This is a genomic window from Mesorhizobium sp. LSHC412B00, assembly GCF_000503035.1.
Lineage (GTDB): Bacteria > Pseudomonadota > Alphaproteobacteria > Rhizobiales > Rhizobiaceae > Mesorhizobium.
In genome coordinates, this window is record NZ_AYWB01000016.1 from 13597 (window position 1) to 31083 (window position 17487).

Annotated in this window: 16 protein-coding genes; 5 read left to right on the forward strand and 11 right to left on the reverse strand. The window is 63.1% G+C overall.

What is annotated here, in order from left to right; genetic code table 11:
* Nucleotides 1-9 precede the first annotated feature (9 nt).
* Nucleotides 10-1236: a Zn-dependent hydrolase gene (locus X757_RS141785; RefSeq protein WP_031251528.1), complete on the reverse strand. Its 1227-nt coding sequence runs from the start codon at nucleotides 1234-1236 to the stop codon at nucleotides 10-12.
* 2 nt (nucleotides 1237-1238) lie between these two features.
* Nucleotides 1239-2441 (reverse strand): diaminopropionate ammonia-lyase, encoded by a 1203-nt coding sequence (locus X757_RS141780; protein ID WP_023727322.1) that lies wholly within the window; start codon nucleotides 2439-2441, stop codon nucleotides 1239-1241.
* A 103-nt stretch (nucleotides 2442-2544) separates the two neighbouring features.
* Between X757_RS141780 and X757_RS141775 the strand changes: the two genes are divergently transcribed.
* Nucleotides 2545-3021, forward strand: a complete 477-nt coding sequence (locus X757_RS141775; RefSeq protein ID WP_023727323.1) for an Lrp/AsnC family transcriptional regulator — start codon at nucleotides 2545-2547, stop codon at nucleotides 3019-3021.
* A gap of 58 nt (nucleotides 3022-3079) precedes the next feature.
* Here X757_RS141775 and X757_RS141770 read toward each other — a convergent pair whose 3' ends face one another.
* From X757_RS141770 to X757_RS1000000168635, 6 genes are all read right to left on the reverse strand, one after another.
* Nucleotides 3080-5188, reverse strand: coding sequence for a molybdopterin-dependent oxidoreductase (locus tag X757_RS141770; RefSeq protein WP_023711902.1), 2109 nt, complete (start codon nucleotides 5186-5188; stop codon nucleotides 3080-3082).
* Nucleotides 5189-5341: 153 nt separating this feature from the next.
* Nucleotides 5342-7219: an ABC-F family ATP-binding cassette domain-containing protein gene (locus tag X757_RS141765; protein WP_023705325.1), complete on the reverse strand. Its 1878-nt coding sequence runs from the start codon at nucleotides 7217-7219 to the stop codon at nucleotides 5342-5344.
* Nucleotides 7220-7354: 135 nt separating this feature from the next.
* The gene (locus X757_RS141760; RefSeq protein WP_023670270.1) at nucleotides 7355-7801 is read right to left on the reverse strand and encodes a MucR family transcriptional regulator; all 447 of its coding nucleotides are present in this window, start codon (nucleotides 7799-7801) and stop codon (nucleotides 7355-7357) included.
* Between the two features lie 167 nt (nucleotides 7802-7968).
* Nucleotides 7969-8202: a hypothetical protein gene (locus X757_RS141755; RefSeq protein WP_023684750.1), complete on the reverse strand. Its 234-nt coding sequence runs from the start codon at nucleotides 8200-8202 to the stop codon at nucleotides 7969-7971.
* Nucleotides 8195-9133, reverse strand: coding sequence for a DMT family transporter (locus X757_RS141750; protein ID WP_023727324.1), 939 nt, complete (start codon nucleotides 9131-9133; stop codon nucleotides 8195-8197). The genes X757_RS141755 and X757_RS141750 overlap by 8 nt, the downstream gene beginning before the upstream one ends.
* Before the next feature lie 43 nt (nucleotides 9134-9176).
* Entirely contained in the window at nucleotides 9177-10010 is an 834-nt protein-coding gene (locus X757_RS1000000168635; protein WP_023670267.1) for a hypothetical protein, read from the reverse strand.
* Between the two features lie 111 nt (nucleotides 10011-10121).
* Between X757_RS1000000168635 and X757_RS141740 the strand changes: the two genes are divergently transcribed.
* A complete protein-coding gene (locus X757_RS141740) occupies nucleotides 10122-11090 on the forward strand; it encodes a LysR substrate-binding domain-containing protein (protein ID WP_023727325.1) in 969 nt (322 codons plus the stop codon).
* 237 nt (nucleotides 11091-11327) lie between these two features.
* On the opposite strand, the gene X757_RS1000000168640 is transcribed toward X757_RS141740, so the two are convergent.
* Nucleotides 11328-11480 (reverse strand): hypothetical protein, encoded by a 153-nt coding sequence (locus X757_RS1000000168640; protein ID WP_023693936.1) that lies wholly within the window; start codon nucleotides 11478-11480, stop codon nucleotides 11328-11330.
* A gap of 136 nt (nucleotides 11481-11616) precedes the next feature.
* Between X757_RS1000000168640 and X757_RS1000000168645 the strand changes: the two genes are divergently transcribed.
* From X757_RS1000000168645 to X757_RS141730, 3 genes are all read left to right on the forward strand, one after another.
* Nucleotides 11617-11784: a hypothetical protein gene (locus X757_RS1000000168645; RefSeq protein WP_023684745.1), complete on the forward strand. Its 168-nt coding sequence runs from the start codon at nucleotides 11617-11619 to the stop codon at nucleotides 11782-11784.
* A gap of 126 nt (nucleotides 11785-11910) precedes the next feature.
* Complete coding sequence (locus X757_RS141735) at nucleotides 11911-13992, forward strand: ATP-dependent helicase (RefSeq protein ID WP_023727326.1); 2082 nt, start codon at nucleotides 11911-11913, stop codon at nucleotides 13990-13992.
* A gap of 158 nt (nucleotides 13993-14150) precedes the next feature.
* On the forward strand, nucleotides 14151-14453 hold the full coding sequence (locus X757_RS141730; protein WP_023670262.1) for a DUF982 domain-containing protein: 303 nt from the start codon (nucleotides 14151-14153) through the stop codon (nucleotides 14451-14453).
* A 1187-nt stretch (nucleotides 14454-15640) separates the two neighbouring features.
* Here the strand turns inward: X757_RS141730 and X757_RS141725 are convergent.
* Both X757_RS141725 and X757_RS141720 read right to left on the reverse strand, forming a co-directional pair.
* Complete coding sequence (locus X757_RS141725; RefSeq protein ID WP_023684736.1) at nucleotides 15641-16426, reverse strand: GGDEF domain-containing protein; 786 nt, start codon at nucleotides 16424-16426, stop codon at nucleotides 15641-15643.
* Nucleotides 16427-16819: 393 nt separating this feature from the next.
* Nucleotides 16820-17479, reverse strand: a complete 660-nt coding sequence (locus X757_RS141720; protein ID WP_023684735.1) for a hypothetical protein — start codon at nucleotides 17477-17479, stop codon at nucleotides 16820-16822.
* Nucleotides 17480-17487: the final 8 nt, after the last annotated feature.

Here is a 17487-nt window from a genome sequence, read left to right on the forward strand (position 1 = left end):
CTCCCCGACCTATTTTGCAAGCTCACTGGCGACATCAAGCAGGATGTTGGCGCCGGCGACAAGCTCGGCATCTTCAGTGTGTTCGCGCGGATTGTGGCTGATGCCACCGGCGCTCGGCACGAAGATCATTGCCGCCGGCGCGAGGCGGGCCATCATCTGCGCGTCATGGCCGGCGCCCGATGTCATGCGCCTGACGCCGAGACCGCGGTTCTTCGCGGCCGCCTCGATCCGCTCGACGATGCCGATGTCGAACAGCACCGGTTCGAAACGGGCCAGTTGCTCTGCCGAAATCGACAGGCTCTCGGCTGCAGCAAGCTCCTCGAGATAAGCCGCAAGGGCCGCCTCATGCGCCTGCAGGCGCTGTTCGTCGGGATCGCGCAGATCGACGGTGAAGATAGCGCGCGAGGGAATGACGTTGATGGCATTGGGTTCGAAGCGCATCGTGCCTACAGTGACCACGGTTGGCCCATTTGAAGCTTTCGCCCGGTCGTGCAGGAAGGTGATGATGCGGGCGGCGGCGTGGCCGGCGTCGCTGCGCATCGACATCGGCGTGGTGCCGGCATGGTTGGCGGCGCCGTCGATGGTGATGCGCTGCCAGGAAATGCCTTGCAGATTCTCGACCGCGCCGATCGGCACGCCTTCACGCTCCAGCACCGGCCCCTGCTCGATATGAAGTTCGAGATAGGCATGCGGCTTGAGGAAGCCGGGTTCGCGGTCGCCGGCATAGCCGATGCGGGCGAGCTCCTGGCCGAGCACGCTGCCATCCGTGCCGATGGCGGCCAGCACGGCCTCGGCGCTGACGCCACCGGCATGGCATAGCGAGCCCATCATATCAGGCGTGTAGCGCACACCTTCCTCATTGGTGAAAGCGGCGACCGCGACCGGGCGTGACGGCGAAAAGCCCCAAGCCTGCAGCGTCTCGATCACCTCCAGCCCGGCCAGCACGCCGTAGCAGCCATCATAGATGCCGGCATCGATGACGGTGTCGATATGCGAACCGATGAGCAGTGGCGCCTGCCCGGCATTGTCGGGGCATTGCCAGATGCCGAAAATATTGCCGACCCGGTCGATGGCGACTTCCAGCCTGGCCTGCCCGAGCCAGCCGACAAAGAGGTCACGGCCCTGTCTGTCTGTGTCGGAGACGGCGAGCCGGATCAGCCTATCCTCACTGTCGCGGCCAACCGCGCCGAGTTCCCGGATGCGGCCAAGCAGACGCTGTGCATCGATCCCGATCATGGCTATGCCTCGGCCTTCAGCTTGCCGGCCAGCACATCGGCGGGGCTCTGCCCGACCAGCTCGGTATAGCGATGCGGGTCTGTGGCGCCTTCGGTGTTGATCAGCAGCACGCGGGATTTGTCGTCGAGCCCGAGCGCGGCCTTGTGGTCGGCCACCGCCCGGATCAGCCCGGCCAGACCGACGCCGCCGCTTTCGCCGGCGACGATCACTGGATCATTGCCAGCCGGCCGTGCCAGCCGCCGCATCACCGCGACCGCCTCCTCCTCATCCACCGTCATGAAGGCATCGGCAACCCGCGCCAGAACGCGCCAGGCAACTTGCGAGGCCTCGTAGCATTCGAGCATCGCCATCACCGTCGGCTGATCGTGTGCGACCTTGACCACGTGGCCCACCCGGGCGGCTGCGACAACGCAGGCGGCGCGGGCCGGCTCGACGACGATGAAGGTCGGCCTGGCGTGACCGAGCACGATGGCGAGATGGCCGGCCAGGGCGGCGGCAATGCCGCCGACACCGGCCTGCACGAAGACATGGGTCGGCGGCTGCGGCAACTGGCCCAATGCTTCACGCACGATCGTCGAATAGCCCTGCATGACCAGACCGGGGATGCGCTCGTAGCCCGGCCAGGAGGTGTCGGACACCACGGTCCAGCCTTGCTCAGCTGAAACCTCGGCGGCCTGCCTGACCGAGTCGTCATAATTGCCGTCGACGCGGATCATCTCGGCGCCATAGCGGGCTATTGCTGCAATGCGCGCCTCGCTGACGCCGGCGTGAACGAAGATTGCCGCTTTCGCGCCAACCAACTGTGCACCTTGCGCGACCGAGCGGCCGTGATTGCCGTCGGTGGCGCAGGCAACCGTCATCCCGGCAGCGACCGCCCGGACGTCGAACCGGTTGAGATCGGCCACGTCAACGGGCCGACCAAGCGATCGGCTCGCCTCCTCCAGCACCAGTCGAAAAACGGCATAGGCGCCGCCGAGCGCCTTGAAGCTGCCGAGACCGAGGCGAAAGCCTTCATCCTTGATGTGGACGGCGCCGAGGCCGAGTTCGCCGGCCAGCGTCGGCAATGCATGCAAGGGCGTTGGCAGGTGATTGTCGCAATGGGCCAGAAAGCGCTCGACCGTATCGGCGCCGGCATTCCCCAGCGTTTCGGCATCGACCGGATCGAGCGGCCGGCGGTGCAAGGCATTGCTGTTGAGCAGGAACACGGGCGGCCTCCTTTAGGTGTGACGAAATCATATTGCAGCCGAGGCGCAAATAGCGCTGTTATTGGCGCTTCGAAATGCAAGTTTGTTTCGCCAGGATAGCGCTTTGCCTCGATCGCCTTCGCTCGACAGTTTCGACCTCGCCATCCTTGCCATCCTGCAGCGGGACAACACGACGCCGCAGCGGCTGATCGGCGAAGCCGTCAACCTGTCGGCGCCGGCGGTGCAGCGGCGCATCAAGCGCATGGAACAGTCCGGCGTCATTGCCGGCAACGTCGCTGTCATCAACCCCGTTGTGGTCGGCCAGCCCATCACCATTTTCGTCGAGGTCGAACTGGAGAGCGAACGCTCGGACCTGATCGACGCGGCCAAGCGGCAATTCTCGGCAGAGCCCGAAGTGCAGCAATGCTACTACGTCACCGGCGAGGCCGACTTCATCCTAGTCATCACCGCGGCCGACATGGGGGCCTATGAGGCCCTGACGCGCAGACTGTTCTTCGACAGCAAGAATGTCCGAAAATTCCGCACCTTCGTTGCCATGGACCGTGTCAAGGTGGGGCTGATGGTGCCTCTGCCGGGATAGCCAGTCTCTTTTACGCAATTCCGGACGGAAAACCGCTCACACTTTTCCTGGAATTGCTTTAGCCCGCCGGCCGCAGCCAGACCTTGTTGTCGTGAAAGGCAGCGCCGCCATAAGGTGCCGGCGCATCGGCGCCGGTGAGCACATTGATGCCTTCGCCACGCTCATGGGCGCTGTTTGGCCAGATGCCCTCGCCGATCACCACGCCGCGCTTGAGGCCTTCGAACAGCTTTGCGTGCAGCACCACCTCGCCACGCCGGTTGCCGACCTCGATACGGTCGCCGTCGCCCAATCCAAGCGCGGCGGCATCGTCCGGGTGCACCAGGAGTTCCGGCCGGCCTTCCTTGGCTCTCGACACAGGTGTCTCGGCGAATGTCGAATTGAGAAAGTTGCGCGCCGGCGATGTGGCGAGCCGGAACGGATGCTCCGCATCCGCGACCTCGATCAGGTCGACATGGTCGGGGAATTCCGGGAGCTCCGCCACCGGCCCGAACAGGCCCATGATTTTCGGCGGCCGGTTGGGCGCCGCCTGCCCGCTCCAATTGGCGCGGAAGTGAAATTTCTTGTCGGCATGGCCGAAACCATCGATGAAATGCGCCGCCTCGAAATCCGGCTGCAGGTCGACCCATTTGTCTTCCTTGAGGCTGGCGAAGGAGCCCAGCCCGCGCTTGCCGAGGATGATGTCGATATGCTGCTGCTCGGTCAGGCCAAAGCCCGGCCGGTCTGCGACGCCGAGACGCTGCGCCAATTGCTCGATGACGAAATGGTTGGTGCGCGGCCCTTCCGGCGGTTCGATCAGCTTGGGGCCGAGCGTGATGTGCTGGTTGCCACCGCCCTTGTAGACGTCGTCATGCTCGAGAAACATCGTTGCCGGCAAAACGACATCGGCGAGCTTTGCCGTGTCGGTCATGAACTGCTCGTGCACGCAGGTGAACAGGTCGTCACGCAGGAAACCCTGCTTCACCAGCCGCTGCTCGGGCGCGACATTCACCGGGTTGGTGTTCTGGATCAGCATCGCCGTCACCGGCGGGCCACCGTAAAGCGCGTCCGCTGCACCGGTCAGCACCGGGCCGATACGCGACTGGTCGAGATGGCGAATATTGGGATCGCGCATCGCGGCGCCTTCCAGCACATCCTGGTTGAGCTTGAAGATGCCGGAATTGGAATGGAAGGCACCGCCACCCTCATATTGCCAGGCGCCGGTGACGGCGGCGATGCAGGATGCCGCGTGCATGTTGACCGAGCCATTGCGCTGGCGGGCAAAGCCATAGCCGAGGCGGAAATAGGTTTTCCTCGTCGTGCCGACGAGGCGTGCGAAAGCCTCGATCTCGGTGACGGCAAGACCGGTGATGGCGGAAGCCCATTCCGGCGTGCGCGTCTCCAGATGCGCTTCCAGCCCCTTCGGATCGTCGGTGTATCTTTCGAGATAGGCGCGGTCGGCCATGCCTTCCCTGAACAGCACATGCATGACCGCGCAGGCCAGCGCGCCATCGGTGCCGGGCTTCAGCACAAGGCCTATATCGGCCTGCTTCATCGTCGCGTTCTCGTAGACATCGATGACGACGATCCTGGCGCCACGCTCCTTCCGCGCCTTGATGGCGTGGGTCATGACATTGACCTGCGTGACCACGGCATTGGTGCCCCAGATCACCACGCAGTCGGACTTCGCCATCTCGCGCGGATCGGGACCACGCAAGGCGCCCGCTCCCATCATCCAGCCGGTCCAGGCCAGATTGGTGCAGATCGAGCCGAAGAAGCCGGAGTATTTTTTCGCATGGCGCAGCCGGTCGATGCCGTCGCGCTGCACCAGCCCCATCGTGCCGGCATAGAAATAAGGCCAGACGGTCTCGGAGCCGTATTTTTCCTCGGCCGCGATGAATTTCTCGGCGACGAGGTCGAGTGCCGCTTCCCAGCTGGATTCTTTCCAGATGCCGGCGCCCTTGGCGTCGGCGCGAACAAGCGGCTTCAGCAGCCGGTCGGGATGGTGGACACGGTCGGCATAGCGCGCGACCTTGGCGCAGACCACACCAGCCGTATACGTATTGGACTTGGCGCCATGGACACGGCCGATGCGGTTGCCATCGAGCAGTTCGACCTCGAGCGCGCAGGTCGAAGGGCAATCATGCGGACAGGCGGAGTGGCCGATTCTGACCTTGGCGTGCTGGTTCATGCGGCGTTTTTAGCGGGTTTCGCGGGCGGCGTGTAGGGCCAGATCTTACCCTCCCCTTGATGGGGAGGGTCGGCGCGCAGCGACGGGGTGCGGCGCGGACCCCCACCCCGCTCCGCTTCGCGGATCGACCCTCCCCACAAGGGGGAGGGTAAATCACTCCGCCGTGCCTTCCTCGTACTCGGCCGACATGGTCAGCCACTTTTCCTCGTGGCCAGCCAACTGCTGTGCCAGCTGCGAGCGCTCCTTGGCGAGCCGGGTCGCGGTCGACGGATCCTTTTCGTACACCGCCGGATTGGCGAGTTCATCCTCGATCAGGTCGATGCGTTTGCGGATGCGGTCCATCAGCGCTTCGGTGGCGCGGATTTCCTTGGCCAGCGGCTCGAAGGCGGCGCGGCGCGCCGCGGCATCGCGGCGGCGATCGGCCTTTGATGCCTTCTCGGCCTCGCGCTTGCCGCGTCGATCGCCGGACACGCCGGTGACGAGCGTCTTGTAGTCCTCTAGGTCGCCGTCATACGGGTTGACCGCACCATCCTTGACCAGCCACAGGCGGTCGGCGGTCGCTTCCAGCAGATGCCGGTCATGCGAGATCAGGATGACGGCGCCGGGAAACTCGTTCAGCGCATGGATCAAGGACTCGCGGCTGTCGATGTCCAAATGGTTGGTCGGTTCGTCGAGGATGAACAGGTTTGGACCCTCGAAGGCCGACAGGCCCATGAGCAGGCGCGCCTTCTCGCCGCCGGACAGGTCCTTGGCGGCGGTGTTCATCTTTTCGGTGGTCAGACCGAACTGGGCGACGCGGCCGCGCACCTTGGATTCCGGCGCTTCCGGCATCAGCCGGCGGACATGCTCATAGGCGTTTTCATCCGGGCGTAGGTCGTCGAGTTGGTGCTGGGCGAAGATCGCCACTTTCAGGCCCGGCGCCACCGTCATGGTGCCGCTCTCCTGCTTCAACCGGCCCGACAGAAGCTTGGCGAAGGTCGACTTGCCGTTGCCGTTGGCGCCGAGCAGGGCGATGCGGTCGTCGGCATCGATGCGCAACGTCATCTTCTTGAGGATCGGCTGGCCCTCGGTGTAGCCGACATTGACGTTGTTCAAGGCAATGATCGGCGACGCCACCGTTTTCACCGGTTCGGGGAAAGAGAACGGCCGCACCGTGTCGTTCACGATCGCGGCAATCGGCTTCATCTTCTCCAGCGCCTTGATGCGCGACTGCGCCTGTCTCGCCTTCGAAGCCTTGGCGCGGAAGCGTTCGACGAAGGACTCCATGTGTTTGCGCGCGGCTTCCTGCTTGACGCGGCCCTTCTCCTGCAATTCCTTCTGCTCGGTGTACTGGCGCTCGAACTGGTCGTAGCCGCCGCGCCAGAAGGTCAGCTTCTTCTGGTCGAGATGAACGATGGAATTGACGGCGCGGTTGAGCAGGTCGCGATCGTGCGAGATCAGAAGCACGGTGTGCGGATATTTCGACACGTAGTTTTCCAACCAAAGCGTGCCTTCGAGATCGAGATAGTTGGTCGGCTCGTCGAGCAGCAGAAGGTCGGGCTCGGCAAACAGCACCGCGGCGAGCGCCACACGCATGCGCCAGCCGCCGGAGAAGGACGAGGCCGGGCGGCGCTGCGCGGCGTCGTCGAAGCCAAGGCCGGCGAGGATGGTGGCCGCGCGGGATTCCGCCGAATGCGCATCGATATCCGCCAGCCGCATATGGATGTCGGCAATGCGGTGCGCGTCGGTGGCGGTCTTTTCCTCCTCGAGCAATGCGGTGCGCTCGAGATCGGCCTTGAGCACGATCTCGATCAGCGGCTCCTCGGTGCCGGGCGCTTCCTGCGCCACCTGGCCGATGCGGGTGTTCTTGGGCAGGCTTATCGAGCCGGTCTCGGAGGGAAAGTCGCCGGTGATGGCCTTGAACAGCGTCGTCTTGCCGGTGCCGTTGCGGCCGACGAGGCCGGCCTTTGTGCCGGCCGGCAAGGTCAGCGAGGCATGATCGAGAAGCAAGCGTCCGGCCATGCGGAGCGAAAGATCGTTGATGATAAGCATGCCGGGGCTTTTGCACGGGAGGGCGGCGCTTCGCAAGGGCCTGGGCGCCGGCGGGGGCATAAGGCATGAAAACGGCGCGCCTTAAGCGCGCCGTCCATTGCAAACAGCAGACCGACTTTTCAGAGGCTGCCTGGTTCAGGCTTTGGGTTTGCGCTTCGTCACCTTGGCCGCGGCGGCCGGAACGGCCGGCTTGCGGCCGAGGCCCGAGGACTTGGCCAGTGCCGAACGGGTCGCGGAGTAGTTCGGCGCCACCATCGGATAGTCCGACGGCAAGCCCCATTTGCCACGATATTCCTCCGGGCTCAGACCATGGTCGGTCATCAGGTGGCGCTTCAGCGACTTGAATTTCTTGCCATCTTCCAGACAGACGATGTGATCGGGAAACACCGACCGCTTCGGATTGACAGCGGGGTTCAGCGCGGGGCTTTCCACGGCGGCAATGCTGCCCAGCTTGCGCACCGATGCGCTGACGCTGGCGATCAGATCCGGCAGGCCAGACGCAGGGAGAGGATTGTTGCCGACATAGGCCGAGACGATGTCAGCAGTCAGTTCAATAGCGGTCTTGCTGTCGATGGTGTGCAATTCTGTTTCTCCCGCCGGTCATGAAGTTGCCGGCTTTTTTTAAGACTTCTCTTGATGTATCGACCTAGCTGCACCCCCCAACGGGTCGCTAAAGTCTCAATAAACGATCAAGAATCGGAACAGGAGGATGTTTCCACAACAGGTTGCAACGTTGCAAATTAGAAAATCTAATACTTGGAAACGGCCGACTTCGCGCCAGCAGATTTCAACTGCACGGACGCCGCAGGTTTAGAGTCGGCCAGTATGTCCAGAATGCGCTTCCAGCGGGCGCACCGGCCGAAATCTTTTTGCTCTATCGCCTTTTCGGCCTTCATGGCGGCGTAGAGCGGCGCCTCGGCGCCGAACTCCTTGAGCAGCCAGAATGCTTCCTGTCTGGCGAGGCGTTCATCGTCGTCAAGCATGTTCAGCCTCCGAGCGTTCTATGCCCACCGCAATACAGCTGCCGATGACGAGGACCGCACCGGCTATCGCGGTAAGCGTCAGCCTTTCGCCCGAAAGTGTCAGCAGCAGCGTCGATGCGATCGGCGTCAGATAGGCGATGACCGCAACCTTGCCGCCGCCTTCAAGCTTCAAGGCGCGCGACCAGAAATAATATCCCAGCCCCATCGGACCGGCGCCGAGATAGAGGCCAAGCAGGAGGTGCTCGCTGGATGGCCAGGCTGCGCCGTCGTGAATACACCACAGCAAGGTCAGGCCGACGCCGACCAATGCCGAAGGCAAAAGCAAACGCTCCGACGGTGTGGCCAGGCGGGCGACCGCAATCGAATAGAAGGCCATGCACAGCGCCGAGCCGAAGGCAGCGAGATAGCCGACGATGCTGCCCTGGAGAAAAGGCTGGCCGCGGCCACCCGAGATCACCAGCGCCACGCCGACAAAGCCGAGCACGGCAGTCAAACCCAGCAGCACGGGGCGTTGCCGCTTGCCCAGCACGATGACCGCCGCCGCGACCATCAGCGGCCAGGTGTAGGCGACGAGATTGGCCTCGATCACCGGCATGGAGGCAAAGGCGATGTATTGCAGCACCATGGTGCCGACCAGGCCAATAAAGCCGACCGCGACCGGCGCCAGGGTGCCGTCAGCACCCTTGGCAAAGGCTGCGTCTTGCGTGTCCCCCTTCCGGCTCGCCAGATGGAGGACGGCGAACACCAGAGCCGCTCCACAAAATTGCAGCAACTGCACGAGCGATACTGGATGGCTGGCCAGCAGGGATTTGCCGACCAGCGCGTTGGTCGACCACAGGGCGACCGCGCCGGCGGCGAAGACCATGGCCGATGGCGAGCCCGATCCATCCCGGAATCGCCGAGACGGTGCCTTGTCCTTATCGCCGACCATGATGTTACCGACGGCCAAACCGGCGTCCACTTCTATGCTCTGGCTACCAGGATTCCCTTGACCCGCCCGGGACCGGCGCATCGGCCGCCGCCGCAACGGGACGTTCTTCCTCGAAGCGCCGATAGGCCGGCAGCTGGTTCGTCCAGACGTCTTCGGCGAGCTCGTTGACCCACTCGCGATCGTGATCATTGTCGGCTGCGAGATAGAACATGCGATTGTCGTCGACGTAGGGCTTGGCCACAGAGCGCTGGTTGAGGACCAGCGTGACGCGCGAGCCGAGCTGGATCGGCGCGGTGCGGTGCAGCACACCGAGAAACTGGCCGAGTGTGGCGTAGTTCATCTTGTGGTCGATGCGCATGACCTGGTTGCGCGGAATCTCGCGGCCGGATTCAAGGATGGCGCGGCCGGTCTCGGAATCGTCGCAGTAGATTTCGAGATGGCCGCCGACCAGCGGATTGCTGATCGACAGCGGAATGAGTTCGGTAACCGGGACACCGTCGCAATGCCAATCGACGGCGCCGTCCTTGGGATTCATGAAAGTGACGGTCGAGCCGACGATCGACAGCGGATAGGGCTCAAGCTTGGTGCCCATCATGTCGGACAGACGTTCCAGGCGCAGCTTGTCATGCAGCAGCTCCTTGATCTCCGGGATGAAACGATCGGCGCCGGTGATGAAGGTCAGGTCGAGGTGCTTGTGCACGGCGTGGCTGGCCTTGAGCTTCAACGCCGCCTCTTCGATCGCCGCCAGCAGCGCCGGGTCGTAGCCATGCAGATACTGCGCAACGCCGAAACCGGACACTTTCCAGGCCGTCTCATGACCGATAATGGCTTCTCGGCTCATCGCGTAGCGCAGTTCAGGTATGGTATGGGCGTTCATTCTACTTCTCCAGGATGGGGGCATCACTTGGTAAACTGTCGATTAATTTCCCCACCCCTGTAAAATTAGGAATGCAGGTGCTAGTGTAAGCCCAGCTTAAGGTCGAAACGCGTGCGTCTGCTCAGTCAGGTCAACCTCAATTCGCTGAAGATTGTCGAAAGTGCCGCCCGGCACCGTAACTTCACGCGCGCCGGCGAAGAGCAGTTTATTACTGCTTCCGCCGTCAGCCAGCGCGTCAAAAGCCTCGAGGAACAGCTGCGCTTCAAGATCTTCCAGCGCGGCGGCAATGCGGTGTCGCTGACGCCCGAGGGCGAGACCTATGTGTCGCGCGTTCGCGAGGCGCTGGAGCGCATCGTGGCGGCCAGCATGGAGGCGACCGGACAGTCGCAGGCACATGTGCTGAAGATTTCGGTGCTGCCGACGTTCGCGGCGCGCTGGCTGTTTGCCCGCCTGCCGCTGTTCCAGCGGCAATATCCCGAAATCGAAATGCGGGTTTCGACCTCCTACGCCGCCAATGAGTTCGCCACCTCCGAGTTCGACCTCGAGATCCGCTATGGCGACGGCAGCTTTCCCGACCTCAAAGCGGACCTGCTGTTCAAGGAGGATTTGACGCCGGTGTGCAGCAGGAAGCTGTTCCACGAAGTTCTCGGCGACAGGCCGCCGTCAAAGGTGACGCCGGACGACCTCAGGCATTTCACGCTGCTGCATTCCGACACCTGCACGCAGAACTGGCAGTCGTGGCTGGGTTTTGCCGGCGCGAGTTCCGTGCTCGGCGAGACCAAGAGCATCTATTTCGATTCCTGCATGATGTCCTATGAGGCGGCCAATGCCGGCATGGGCTTTGCAGTCGCCAACCGCGCCTATATGGCGAGCGAGATCCGCGCAGAGCGGCTGGTGGCGCCGTTTGCCGTGCATCACCCCAACACCGCCGGCTGGTATTTCGTCTGCCCGGTCACCGCGCCCTACACGCGCAAGGTGGAACTGTTCAAGCAGTGGATAATGGCCGAGGCGGCGCTGACGCAGTGCCAGTTGGACGCCGGGATTGCCGGCGGCCCGGTGCTGCGGCAGGCGATGGCCTGAGGTCGGATTCTTTCCGCGGCCTTGCGGGATTTGCGGCCGTTTCAGCTGGTTTTGCGCAGACGGCACGAGCAGAACCGGCACGAAAACTGCCACCTCATGACGCAGGCGAGAGACTCAGCTATCTTCGGTTGTTGCGGCGGACCTGATATCCGCCTGGCCGGCGCTATCAGCTCACCTCCCAAGCGGCGCCGGCCTTCTTCTCCTGAAAGCCATTTCTCGTCTCCCGCCGGAAAACGATCATTGCGCCGGCTGATCGCCGCTGGCCGCCGGCTTTGGCGCCGAATCCGTCTGCGGAGTTTGATCGAGCACCGGGGCTTTGGTTGGCTGGATGTCGCCGTCGCAGGCGGCGAGCGCCAAGCTGGCGGCTAGCAGAATCAGAAGCCTCTTCATGGCGACCTCCTAGGTCTGCCCTCTCCTTCGTAAGGCAACGAGGTGGTTCGGCTTTGGTTGCACGCTCGCAAACGACGCCGCGTCGGCTGGAACCAAACGGCGGCTCTGAGGTTGGTTGCCCAAAGGAGATCGCGCCATGATCCGTCTGCTCATTACCGGCCTTTTCGCTTACGCGACCTATCGCATCGCCAAGGAGATCATCAAGGACGTGCCCGACAATTTCGATCCGTTGCCGGTGCCTGGCGACGAACGCGCCGCCTTGCGGCGCCAGTCGGCGGCAACGGGTGTCGCGCCACGGCGGTAAGGGCGACTTCCGCCCGTTGCGAACAAAGCGGAAACGATGCTTGATAGGCGATGACCATCGCCATCAATGATTCGTCCTTGCAGCCCGNCCCGTTGCGAACAAAGCGGAAACGATGCTTGATAGGCGATGACCATCGCCATCAATGATTCGTCCTTGCAGCCCGCCTATCTGGCGAAGCTCAACGCCGAGCAGCGGCTCGCCGTCGAACATGGCGACGGCCAGATCGCCGGGCCGCTGCTGGTGATCGCCGGCGCCGGCTCCGGCAAGACCAACACGCTCGCCCACAGGGTTGCGCATCTGATCGTCAAGGGGGCTGATCCCAGACGCATTCTGCTTATGACATTCTCGCGCCGCGCCGCCACCGAAATGGCTAGGCGGGTCGAACGCATCGCCGGCGAGGTGCTGGGCCGAGACGCGTCCGTCATCGCCGATGCGCTGGCCTGGGCCGGCACGTTTCACGGCATCGGCGCCAGGCTGCTGCGTGACTATGCGCTGACGATCGGCCTCGACCCCGCCTTTACCATCCATGACCGCGAGGATTCCGCCGACCTGATGAATCTTGCCCGGCATGAGCTTGGATTCTCGAAGACCGAAAGCCGGTTTCCGACCAAGGGCACCTGCCTGGCGATTTATTCGCGCGCAGTAAACGCGCAAGCGCCGCTCGGCGAGGTGCTGGGTTCGGCCTTTCCCTGGTGTGCCGGCTGGACCGAACAACTGAAGGCGCTGTTCGCCCGATATGTCGAAGCCAAGCAGGCGCAGAACGTGCTCGATTACGACGACCTCCTGCTCTACTGGGCGCAGATGGCCGCCGAGCCGGAGATCGCGGCGCATCTCGGCTCGCGTTTCGACTATGTGCTGGTCGACGAATACCAGGACACCAACCGGCTGCAGGCCTCGATCCTTTCGGCGCTGAAGCCGGACGGCGCCGGACTGACGGTGGTGGGCGACGACGCGCAGTCGATCTATTCGTTTCGCGCCGCGGACGTGCGCAACATCCTCGATTTCCCGCAACAATTCGCGCGAGCCGCCGATGTCATCATGCTGGAGCGCAACTACCGCTCGACCGAGACCATTTTGGCGGCAGCCAATGCGGTCATCTCGGAGGCATCGGAGCGCTTCACCAAGAAGCTCTGGTCGGAGCGCAAATCCTCGCAAAGGCCGAAACTGGTCAGCGTGCGCGACGAGGCGGAGCAGGCGAACTATGTCTGCCAGGCCATCCTTGCCGAGCGCGAGGCCGGCACGGTGCTGAAATCGCAGGCGGTGCTGTTTCGCGCCTCGCACCACAGCGGCCCGCTGGAGATCGAATTGACGCGCCGCAACATCCCCTTCGTCAAGTTCGGCGGGCTGAAATTCCTCGACGCCGCCCATGTCAAGGATGTGCTTTCGGTGCTGCGTTTTGCCGAGAACCCGCGCGACCGCGTCGCCGGCTTCCGCGTGCTGCAGCTCCTGCCCGGCATCGGCCCTTCGGCGGCGAGCACCATCGTCGAGACCATGGCGACATCGCTCGATGAGGAAATGGGGCTGGCCCGCTACCGGCCGCCGCAACGCGCGGCTGAGGACTGGCCAGCCTTCGTTGCGCTTTATTCCGGCCTGCGCGCCCGGTCGGGGAAATGGCCGGCCGATCTCGAACAGGTCAGGCTGTGGTACGAGCCGCATCTCGAGCGCATGCACGAGGATGCGACGACGCGGCGGGCCGACCTCATGCAGCTCGAGCAGATCGGTTCAGGCTATGCTTCGCGCGAGCGCTTCCTGACCGAGCTGACGCTGGATCCACCGGATGCGACCAGCGACCAGGCCGGGCCGCCGCACCGCGACGAGGACTATCTGATCCTGTCGACCATTCATTCGGCCAAGGGCCAGGAATGGAAGAACGTCTTCGTGCTCAACACCGTCGATGGCTGCATCCCGGCCGATCTCGGCGTCGGCACCAAGGAAGACATCGAGGAGGAGCGCCGGCTGCTTTACGTCGCGATGACGCGGGCCAAGGACGGCCTGCATCTGGTGACGCCGCAGCGCTTCTTCACCCACGGCCAGGCAGCGCGCGGCGACCGTCACGTCTATGCCTCGCGAACCCGTTTCATCCCGGCCTCGATCCTCGGCGCCTTCGAGCAGACCTCTTGGGCGAGCGTCCACGCCAAGGACGATCCGCGCCACAGACCTGAAGTCCGCGTCGACCTCGGCGCCCGCATGCGCGGCATGTGGAAATAGCCGCAACCGCGAATGCCGGCAGGGAGCGACCTCAAGAGCAGATCGTCCTGTCATGGCATCTCTCAGGGAACCTCGGGCCGCCAGCCGCGTTTTCTGGCGTCCAACCCGCGATCGGAGGGCGGCGGCCGCCGCCCTTCCGCCCATCCAGAGAGGCCAGAATGCACGACGCGATGTTCTTCACCCCGGTTGCCGTTAGCGTTGGCGCCGGCCACAAACGCATGCTCGCCTCGCTGTTCGAGATGCATGATTTCCTGACCGAATTTCCGCCGTCACGCCGGCGCCTGAGCTATGGCGCGGCCGTGAGGGCTTGCGAGGCGGCGCGCGCCGGAGAAATCTCGACCGAGGCCGCACGCGATGCCCTGATCACCTTTGCAGTCACGGCAGGCATCCTCTGGCCCGCGGTCCAGCCGGCCGTCTCGGTCAAGCCGGTCGCACACGGTTATGGCGGCTACGCCGTCTGAGACGGCCGGGACCAGGCCTGCCCAGCAAAAAAGATCACTCGGACTTGCCGGCAGACGTCGAACGACAAACACGTCTTGGTGATCCCACCAAGCGTCCACTTCATCTTGGAGTAACTCGGCATTGGAAGCGTCTTGAGATAGTTTGATCACGAACCCAAGATCCATGGCCACCATGCCGTATTCCTCAACCGCGATGTCGGCCTGTTCACTGTTCAATGCAAACCGAAAGCCAAATTCACTCGGTGGCGTCTCCATTGAAGAAAAGGCATGGATCGCGAGCCGTGAGTTGTGAAAATCGGAATGCCACCAGGCCGCACAAAGCTGAACAGACGAACCAGCCATCGCGACCAGTTGTTATCGGCATGTGGAAAAGAATGAAAGCGCAAAGACTGCATCATAGAGCCGGCCAAAAACTGCCTCCTCCGGTATCGATCGCGACTGAATGGCTTTAACCTTAAATTCGTTCGCCAGGAAAGAAATCGCTTGTGGATGATCGGAACTGACGAGATCGATGTCTTCATCCTTTACAAGGTGCCGCGTCACGCATCCATACCCTGAGGCGAACTGGAGGAGTAAAAAAGCCCCCCCGGCCTAGATGCCGTGTTAAATCCTTTGAGTTTTATTGCATATTTTTTTCCCATCTGAAATATCAACTGACGCTTGAGACGTCAGACACAAATCCATTATGGTTGATCGGGAAATTGAATATATCATCACTTGAATTGATGGAACAATCCGACGCCACTCTACGAATTATTTCTTCTCTAAGTAAATGCCCGTTAAACGAGTTTAGGCCGACTTCTGGATTCCTGACTCATCCGATCTATGAGCACTGGATAACGGTACAAGCCGCCGAGGCGGGTACCACGCGCGATAGCGAGCGACGCTGCAGCCACCGTTTCGCCATCGCGTTGATCACACCTCGAAGCAGAAATGGACGGCCAACCCGCAAGCAGCGGCGGACGCAGCAAGCGAGGACTAGGTACATCTGAAGGCATCATATCGATGCGGTAGGCCAACGGATCGCAGCGCCAACCAGCAGACCGAGACACTTGCGTTAAGGAACGAGGCCTGCTGCAGTCGACACCATGGAAGCTGACGGCGCCGTTGCGTATTCCAGGTCGCATTGCCGCGATCCGTTTGGAAAGCGCCTGCGCCCGACCGGAGCCTCGCCTGGCCCCCGCATTTCAATGCAACGTCGGGTCGCCGGCGAGCAGGCTGCGCGGCCCGGTCGTTTCGAAACTGACCTGGTCGCGGCCGTTGGACTTGGCCTTGTAGAGGTGCCGGTCGGCCGTCAGGAACATGTCGGCATAGGTGGTGGGTCCGCTGAAGGCGACGCCACCGATGCTCACCGAGAGCGGACAGGGCCGTCCATCCGGGGCAAACTCGACCTCGCGGATGCGCCGCCGGATCCCCTCGGCAACCAGCCAGGACTGCGACGGGTCGGCGCCAGGCAGGAAGATGGCGAACTCCTCGCCGCCGATGCGCCCGACGATGTCGGCGCCGCGCAGCTGGGCCTTGATCGTCTGCGCAATCAGCTTGAGCGCCTGATCGCCGCAATCGTGGCCCAATCGATCGTTGATGGTCTTGAAATGATCGGCGTCGACGATCAGCAGGGCGCCGGCATCGACGACGGCCTGGCTGCGCGCCTGTTCGAGATAGGCCTCGACCAGCATCGAAAACGCGCCGCGGTTGAACACCGCGGTCAGGCTGTCGGTCGCCGCGACGATGCTCAGATTCTTCTGGGCGATCGCCAGCTGGCGCATCTTGTACATCAGGAAAGAGAAGAACGATCCACCCAGCACGAGCGGCAGCAACAGGTCGGTGAGCTGCGCCCAGCGCAACGCTTCGGGCGACAGCGACGGAAAATTGTAGGAATCGACAAGGAAGGCCGCCGCGATACAGATCGCCGTGCCGACAACCGTGACTGCTATGACCCTGCCCAAGCTCGTGGGCGAAAGATCGACCCGCATGCCATTTCTCCCACTGTGTTCGCCATTTTGCAGCGGGAACACAAATGAAACCCTAAAATCTTACCTGCAATTCGAATGTGGTTAACCAGAACAATTCCAGGAAAGTGTGAGCAGCTTTCCCGGGAGAAGCGCGTGGGCGCTTTCCCTGAGAATTACCAAGACAAAGGGATAGCGCGTTTCACCGTTTCCGTTAAACGATAAAACGCTCCGGCAATCGAAAGGCGCGATCGGTTGCCTTGTGAGTGGCGACAAAAAGCCCGCCACTTGCGCGGCGGGCTTTCCGACTGGCCGGAGGCTTCTCGTCAGCGCATGTCCCTCGGGAAGTCTGGGCCATGCGGTAGGAGAGTGCCGTAAAGCCTCACGGCTGGCTCGACACTCCCGGCGAAACCTGTCTCAGCGACGCGAGATCATAAGGCATAGCTGCCGCAGATCGCTGTCGTAGGTGCCCTCGCTCGCGAGCACATCGACGCAGCGCTTCTTCATACGTGTCAGCTGGCTGTTCGACATGCTGGCGACGACACCGGGTGTCCCAGGGGTGCCTGGTGTTCCAGGAGTTCCTGGAGTGCCGGGGGTACCGGGCGTACCGGGCGTGCCCGGCGTTCCGCCAATGCCGACGCCGACACCGACGTTGATGCCGCTGCCGACGTTGACGCCGACACCGGCATTGATACCTCCGCTGCCGCCGACCGTGGCCCCAACACCGGCCTTGATGCCACCGGCTCCGCCGACCGTCGCGCCAGCGCCGGCCTTGATGCCGCTGCTACCGCCGACTGAGGCGCCGAGGCCCGCAGTAACGCCGCTATTGCCGCCGACCGTTGCGCCAGCACCCGCCTTGATACCGCCGCTGCCGCCAACCGAGGCGCCGGCACCGGCCTTGACCCCGCCGCTGCCGCCGATCGAAGCGCCAACACCGGCATTGATGCCGCCAGCACCGCCGATAGATGCGCCGACACCGACGCCAATTCCGCCGCCTGCATTCGCGGGAGCGGCAAAAATGACGATAATTGCACCCGCCGCCAGTGTTCTAGCGATTTTTTGAGTGATATTAACCATGACACTCT

What these genes read in the sequence shown, in the direction of transcription:
- X757_RS1000000168635 (WP_023670267.1), bottom strand. Translation starts at nt 10,010, where the DNA reads ATGAACGCCCATACCATACCTGAACTGCGCTACGCGATGAGCCGAGAA.
- X757_RS141770 (WP_023711902.1), bottom strand. Translation starts at nt 5,188, where the DNA reads ATGAACCAGCACGCCAAGGTCAGAATCGGCCACTCCGCCTGTCCGCAT.
- X757_RS141785 (WP_031251528.1), bottom strand. Translation starts at nt 1,236, where the DNA reads ATGATCGGGATCGATGCACAGCGTCTGCTTGGCCGCATCCGGGAACTC.
- X757_RS141765 (WP_023705325.1), bottom strand. Translation starts at nt 7,219, where the DNA reads ATGCTTATCATCAACGATCTTTCGCTCCGCATGGCCGGACGCTTGCTT.
- X757_RS141735 (WP_023727326.1), top strand. Translation starts at nt 11,911, where the DNA reads ATGACCATCGCCATCAATGATTCGTCCTTGCAGCCCGCCTATCTGGCG.
- X757_RS141720 (WP_023684735.1), bottom strand. Translation starts at nt 17,479, where the DNA reads ATGGTTAATATCACTCAAAAAATCGCTAGAACACTGGCGGCGGGTGCA.
- X757_RS141750 (WP_023727324.1), bottom strand. Translation starts at nt 9,133, where the DNA reads ATGGTCGGCGATAAGGACAAGGCACCGTCTCGGCGATTCCGGGATGGA.
- X757_RS1000000168640 (WP_023693936.1), bottom strand. Translation starts at nt 11,480, where the DNA reads ATGAAGAGGCTTCTGATTCTGCTAGCCGCCAGCTTGGCGCTCGCCGCC.
- X757_RS141755 (WP_023684750.1), bottom strand. Translation starts at nt 8,202, where the DNA reads ATGCTTGACGACGATGAACGCCTCGCCAGACAGGAAGCATTCTGGCTG.
- X757_RS1000000168645 (WP_023684745.1), top strand. Translation starts at nt 11,617, where the DNA reads ATGATCCGTCTGCTCATTACCGGCCTTTTCGCTTACGCGACCTATCGC.
- X757_RS141730 (WP_023670262.1), top strand. Translation starts at nt 14,151, where the DNA reads ATGCACGACGCGATGTTCTTCACCCCGGTTGCCGTTAGCGTTGGCGCC.
- X757_RS141725 (WP_023684736.1), bottom strand. Translation starts at nt 16,426, where the DNA reads ATGCGGGTCGATCTTTCGCCCACGAGCTTGGGCAGGGTCATAGCAGTC.